At 67.9% G+C, this 6543-nt stretch carries 4 protein-coding genes; all 4 read left to right on the forward strand.

Translation table 11 applies throughout. The features are described 5' to 3' along the window. Positions 1-92 precede the first annotated feature (92 nt). A complete protein-coding gene (mrcB, locus tag IFT65_RS08180; RefSeq protein ID WP_192081066.1) occupies positions 93-2522 on the forward strand; it encodes a penicillin-binding protein 1B in 2430 nt (809 codons plus the stop codon). 5 nt (positions 2523-2527) lie between these two features. Next, entirely contained in the window at positions 2528-3055 is a 528-nt protein-coding gene (locus IFT65_RS08185; protein WP_192081036.1) for a hypothetical protein, read from the forward strand. A gap of 486 nt (positions 3056-3541) precedes the next feature. Next, positions 3542-5566, forward strand: a complete 2025-nt coding sequence (locus tag IFT65_RS08190) for an ATP-dependent DNA helicase (protein ID WP_192081037.1) — start codon at positions 3542-3544, stop codon at positions 5564-5566. 14 nt (positions 5567-5580) lie between these two features. After that, a complete protein-coding gene (tsaB, locus tag IFT65_RS08195; RefSeq protein WP_192081038.1) occupies positions 5581-6285 on the forward strand; it encodes a tRNA (adenosine(37)-N6)-threonylcarbamoyltransferase complex dimerization subunit type 1 TsaB in 705 nt (234 codons plus the stop codon). Positions 6286-6543 lie beyond the last annotated feature (258 nt).

A 6543-nucleotide genomic window follows, 5' to 3' on the forward strand; every position in this document is an offset into this window, starting at 1 on the left:
CGGCGCAACTCCAGCTTAAGCACGAAAAACGTTCGCGGCCACTTCCCGCGTCGCTGCGGTAGACTCGCCCAACCCTATATTGTCGCATGCCTGTGCCCCGACGCTACGATTCCGACGACATCGACGATCTCGACGACGACAACGAGACCGGACCTTCGCCCTGGCGCCGCCGCGTGATCACGTGGGCCATGGCCGCCGTGGCCCTCGGCCTTGGCTTCCTGATCCCGTACACGGTTTACCTGAATCACCAGGTCACCCAACGCTTTGGCGAGCTGCGCTGGCAGATCCCCACGCGCGTCTATGCCCGACCGCTGGTGTTGCTGCCGGGGAAGGCGATGGACGCGGCGACACTGAAGACGGAGTTGGCCGCCTCGGCGTACCGTGACGATGGCAACGGCAAAGCGCCTGCCACCTACACCGTGCAGGGCACGCGCTTCACCATCTCCAGCCGCGGCTACAACGATGTGGACGGTCGCGTTGCCCCACGTCGGGTCGAGCTGAGTCTTTCCGGCGGTACGATCACCTCGCTCCGCGATCCTGACAGCCGCAAGGCGCTCAAGGCGGCCCGGCTGGACCCCGCTCGGATTGCCACGCTGTACGGCCAGAAGCAGGAGGAGCGTCGCCTGATCCGCATGGAAGAGGCGCCCGACCTGCTGGTCACCGGCCTGCAGGCGGTGGAAGACAAAGACTTCAACCGGCATCACGGCATTGATCTGTCCGGCATCGCGCGCGCCGTCTGGGTAACCGTGCGGTCGGGCGGACAGAGTCGGCAGGGTGCGTCGACGTTGACCCAACAGCTGGCGCGCAGTGGCCTGCTGGGTATCGGCAAAGAGCAGACCATCACCCGCAAGTTCAACGAGGTACTGTTCGCGCTGATCATGGAAGCGCGCTACGACAAGCGCACGATCTTCGAGGCGTACCTCAACCAGGTCTATCTCGGCCAGCGTGGCAGCCAGGCCATCCATGGCATGTCGTCGGGTGCGGAGTTCTGGTTCGGGCGCGATCTGTCCTCGCTGGAAAGCGAGCACATCGCGCTGCTGATCGGGCTGGTCAAAGGACCGTCTTTCTATGACCCGCGGCGTAACCCGGAACGCGCCCTCGACCGACGCAACTTCGTTCTCGGCAAGTTGCACGAGGCGACGCTGATCGATGACGCCGAGTACCAGCGCGCCGTCAAGGCACCGCTCGGCGTGCCGGAAAACCCCGGCCTGGTGGCCGCGAACCGTTTCCCGGCCTACGTCGATCTGGTGCGCCGCCAACTGGGGCATGACTACCCTGAGTCGGTACTGCAGGGCGCCGGCATGAGCGTGATGAGCGGCATGGCACCGTCCGCGCAGGCGTATGCCGAAGGGGCTGTGACCCGCACCGTCAAGTCGCTGGAAAACAAGCGTCGGCCGGAAATCCAGGCGGGACTGGTGCTGACCGATGTGCACAACGGCGACGTGCTGGCGGTGGTCGGCGGCCGCGACGTGGCTGCCCCCGGTTTCAACCGCGCCATCGAAGCGCAGCGGCCGGTGGGCTCCCTGCTGAAGCCGTTCGTGTACCTGCTGGCATTGGCGCAGCCGGATCGGTACTCGCTGGCCAGTTGGGTGGATGACTCCCCGGTGACCGTGAGCCTCGGCCGCAACCGCAACTGGTCGCCCGGCAACGCCGACAACCGCAGCCATGGCACGGTACGGCTGATCGATGCGCTGGCGCATTCCTACAACCAGGCGACGGTACGCGTGGGCATGCAGGTGGGGCCGGAGCGCGTCACCCAGTTGATCCATGTACTCGCCGGCATCAAGGCCGACTCCAATCCATCGGTGATCCTGGGCTCCACTGACCAGAGCCCGTACGCGATGGCGCAGCTGTACCAGTTTCTGGCCTCCGGCGGCGAGATCCAACCGCTGCACGCGGTGCGTGGTGTGCTGGACCCGCAGGGCAAGCTGCTCAAGCGTTATGACAAGACCCCGGCACCGGCACAGGAGGGTGACTCGATTGCCGCCAACCTGATCAGCATCGGCCTGCAGCAGGTGGTATCCAGCGGCACCGCGCAGCGCTTGAATGCCGATGGCCTGGGCCGTTTGCAGGCGGCGGGCAAGACCGGCACGTCCAATGACGGTCGCGACAGCTGGTATGCCGGCTACACCGGTGACCACTTGGCGGTGGTGTGGATGGGCAACGACCAGAACGAGCAGACCGGCCTGTTTGGCGCGACCGGTGCGATGCGGGTCTGGTCGGGCATCTTCTCGCGCCTGCCGACGGCGCCGCTGAAGGTCAGTGGCAAGGGCGTGGACTGGCAGTACGTTGATGCCACCGGCAGCAGCGCCACCGATGAAACCTGCCCGGGTGCGCGACGCTTCCCGTTCGTGGTGGGCTATGCACCGGCCTATGCGCCGTGCACGCCACCGGCGGCGTTGCCGGAAGAAGGCGGCGAGGGCGAGGGCGGTGGCTGGCGCAGCTGGTTCGGTCTGGATCCCAAGCCGGAGGCGACTCCGCAACCTGCCGCGCAGCCGGCTCCTACGACGTCCCCGAGGTAACTGTCATGACCTTCCGTAACCTGCGTGTTTCCCTGCTCTGCGCGGCGCTGTGCGCATCGCTGGCCGCCTGCGTGACCGCGCCGCCGCCGGTTGTTGCGCCCGTGGACACTACGACCCCTGCACAGCGCATGGCCGCCGTGGAAAAGATCGCCGGTCACGACGACAAGGAACTGTCCGTACAACCGCTGCGCGATCCGCAGGTGGACGACCTGCGCCAGAGCGCCCAGGCCGCGCGTCAGGCGAACGACCTGGCAGGGGCGGCTGGCCACCTGGACCAGGCGCTGACATTGGTGGCGGAAGATCCGGCGGTGCTGCAGGAGCGTGCCGAAGTCGCGTTGCTGCAGGGCCAATGGGCACCGGCCGAGCAGTTCGCACAGCAGGCCATACAGCTGGGGTCGAAGACCGGACCGCTGTGTCGGCGCCACTGGGCGACCATCGAACAGGCGCGACTGGCGCGTGGTGAGAGCGAAAACGCAGTATCGGCGCATGCGCAGATCGAGCGCTGCACCGTGCCGGGCATCATGCGCTACTGAGGTTGGCGAACGGGTGGCACCCCCTCGCGGGTGGCTCTCAAGCTTGAGCTGAGCTTGGGCCGGGCGGTGGGGCTGGGCGGGGGACGGCAAGGGCCGCTCCTGCGTGCCTCGTTTCGCGCCATCCATGGCGCTCAACGCCCCCGCCCAGCCCCACCGCCCGGCCCTCTGACAGGTTCCGTGGCCGCCAGCCGCGTAATAAAGAAAAAGGAAAAGCGGTAGCGCCGACCCGTGGTCGGCGAGCGCAGCGGGCCGTTGGCGGGAACATTCTGCCGAGCACGGCTTTGCGCGACCGCAGGCCGCATTGACCTATCTGGTGGAAGGAGCCCCTGAGTCAGGGGCGGCCGCGAAGCGGCGGGGTGTGGGTGCTGGTGGGACGGGGCCCGCGGTTTGCGAAGCAAAGCGTGGGAGCGGCAGCGCGAATGCGATGACGTGGACCCGGGCGCCGCTCGGCGAAAAAAACCGCCAGCCGGTATCCTGTGGAGGTTGATGAAGCCTGATCTTGTCCATGCCAGCCGCGAGGCGCTGAGCGAGGGTGGGGCACTCGCCTCCCACGTGGATGCGTTCGTGCCGCGTCCAGCGCAACTGCGCCTCACCGAAGCGATCGCCGAGACGCTGCAACAGCGTGACCTCTTGTTGGCCGAGGCCGGTACGGGTACCGGCAAGACCTATGCGTATCTGGTTCCGGTGCTGCTGTCGGGCCTGAAAACCATCATCTCCACCGGCACCCGCGCGCTGCAGGACCAGCTGTACCACCGCGACTTGCCGCGCGTGCGCCAAGCGCTGGGGGTGGGCCATCGCAGCGCGTTGCTGAAAGGCCGCTCGAATTATCTGTGCCGTTACCGCCTGCAGCAGGCACGTGGTGAGCCGCGGTTCTCCACACCCCAGCAGGCGGCAGAGTTCCAGCGCGTGCTCGCCTGGTCCGGACGTACCCGCCACGGTGACATGGCGGAGCTGGAAGCCTTGGCCGATGACTCGCCGCTGCTGCCGATGGTCACCTCCACCGTCGACAATTGTCTGGGCACGGAGTGCGCGTTCTACGACGACTGCTTCGTGGTGCAGGCACGGCAGCGGGCGCAGGCTGCCGATGTCGTCGTGGTGAACCATCATCTGCTGTTGGCTGACCTGGCGCTCAAGCAGGAAGGCTTCGGTGAACTGCTGCCGGGAGCGGAGGCGTTCGTCATCGACGAGGCGCACCAGTTGCCCGAGCTTGCCGCGCAGTTCTTCGGCGAAGGCTTCGGCATGCGGCCGTGGCAGGAGCTGGCGCGCGACTGCCTGCTGGAGTCACGCAGCGTGGCAGGTGCGCAGGCATCGCTGCAGGCCCCGGCCGGCGCACTGGAGCACGCGCTGCAGGATCTGCGCACGGCGATGGATGGCTTGCCGCCGCGTGGCACGCAGTGGCGTGCGCTTGCGGTGCCGCAGGTGCGTGATGGATTCGATGCGGTGATGAGTGCGCTGCATCTGCTGTTGCAGGTGCTGGACACGCTGCGCGAAGCATCCGCTGGCCTCGATGCCTGTCATGCGCGTGCGCGCGAGGCGGTGTCCCGCCTGACCCGGTGGCTGGGCGACGATGCGCCACTGCTCGACTTCGACGCCGAGCCGGAGCCGCCGTCCGCGCCTGCGGCGGACGTGCTCTGGTATGAGCTGACCCCGCGTGGATTCCGCTGCCAGCGCACGCCGATGGATGTCTCCGGCCCCCTGCGTGAACACCGTGAGCGCACTATGGCCGCCTGGATTTTCACCTCGGCCACGTTGACGGTGGGGGGCGGCTTCGAGCATGTCATCCAGCGGCTGGGGCTGGACGATCCGCGTACGCTGCTGCAGGCCAGCCCCTTCGACTGGCCGCGCCAAGCGCTGTGCTATCTGCCCGAGGGCTTGCCGGATCCTGCGGCACGCGGCTTCGGTACCGCCCTGATCGCTGCGCTTCGGCCGGTGCTCGAGGCTTCTCACGGGCGCGCGTTCCTGTTGTTTGCATCGCACCGTGCGCTGCGCGAAGCGGCCGAAGCGCTGCGCGGTGCGCCGTGGCCCTTGTTCGTCCAGGGTGAGGCGCCCCGCGCGACGCTGCTGCAGCGCTTCCGCGAATCGGGCAATGGCGTGTTGCTGGGATCGGCCAGCTTCCGCGAAGGCGTGGACGTGGTCGGCGATGCGCTGAGCGTGGTGGTGATCGACAAACTGCCTTTCGCCGCACCGGATGACCCCGTGTTTGAGGCGCGCCTGGATGCGATCCGTACGCAGGGCGGCAACCCGTTCCGCGACGAACAACTGCCGCAGGCGGTGATCGCACTGAAGCAGGGCGTGGGGCGCTTGATCCGCAGTGAAACCGACCGTGGGGTACTGGTGCTGTGTGATCCGCGCCTGCTCAACCGGAGCTATGGTCGGGTCTTCCTGGATTCGCTGCCGCCGTTCCGCCGCACCCGCGCGCTGGCCGATGTGCAGGCCTTCTTTGCGCCACAATGGACGCCTCCGGCGGCACAGGCTGACGATCCCCCGGGCACGCCCCTCTCTTTGTTCTGACCGCTGACCCCACGATGAAACTGCTCGCTTTTGAACTGTCCACCGAAGCCTGTTCCGTTGCCGTCCATGTGGACGGTGCGGTGCTGCAGCGCTTCGAGATCGCACCACGACGGCATGCCGAACTGGCGCTGCCGTGGGCCGAGGCGCTGTTGGCGGAGGCCGGCATCGCGCGTTCGCAGCTGGACGCGATCGCGCTGGGGCGCGGTCCGGGGGCATTCACCGGTGTCCGGCTGGCGATTGCGATAGCACAGGGCGTGGCGCTCGCACTGGACCGGCCACTGCTGCCGGTTTCCACGCTGCAGGCGCTGGCGCTACGTGCGCCGGCGGATGCGCAGCACATCCTGGCCGCGATCGACGCCCGCATGGGCGAGGTGTATGTGGCCCGATACCACCGCGTCGACGTCCTGCCGCAGTTGCAGGACACCGAGCGCGTGTGTCCGCCGCAGGCCGTGTCGGTGCCTGCCGGCCTGCGCTGCTTTGGCGTGGGCACCGGGTTCTCGGCCGCCGATGGCGCGGTGCCGACGTTGCTGGGCGGTACGCTGAGCGGCGTGGACGCAACCGCGTTGCCACAGGCATCGGATGTGCTGGCACTGGCGTTGCCGATGCTGGCACGGGGCGAGGCGGTTGCGCCGGAACGGGTGGAACCGGCCTACCTGCGCGACAACGTGGCGTTGACCCTGGTGGAGCAGCAGGCGCTGCGTGCGTCCAAGCTGAAGTAGGTCGGCGAACGGGTGGGACCCCCTCGCGGTTGGCTCTGACAGCAGGTTGCTTGCTTGGGGCCGGGCGGTGGGGCTGGGCGGGGGACGGCAAAAGCTGCATCCATGCAGGCCTCGTTTCGCGCCATCCATGGCACTCAACGCCCCCGCCCCGCCCCACCGCCCGGCCCCCTGACAGGCTCCGTGGCCGCCAGCCGCGTAATAGAAAAGAAAAGCGGTAGCGCCGACCCATGGTCGGCGAGCGCAGCGGGCCGTTGGCGG

This window comes from Stenotrophomonas sp. CFBP 13725 (assembly GCF_014841935.1).
GTDB lineage: Bacteria > Pseudomonadota > Gammaproteobacteria > Xanthomonadales > Xanthomonadaceae > Stenotrophomonas.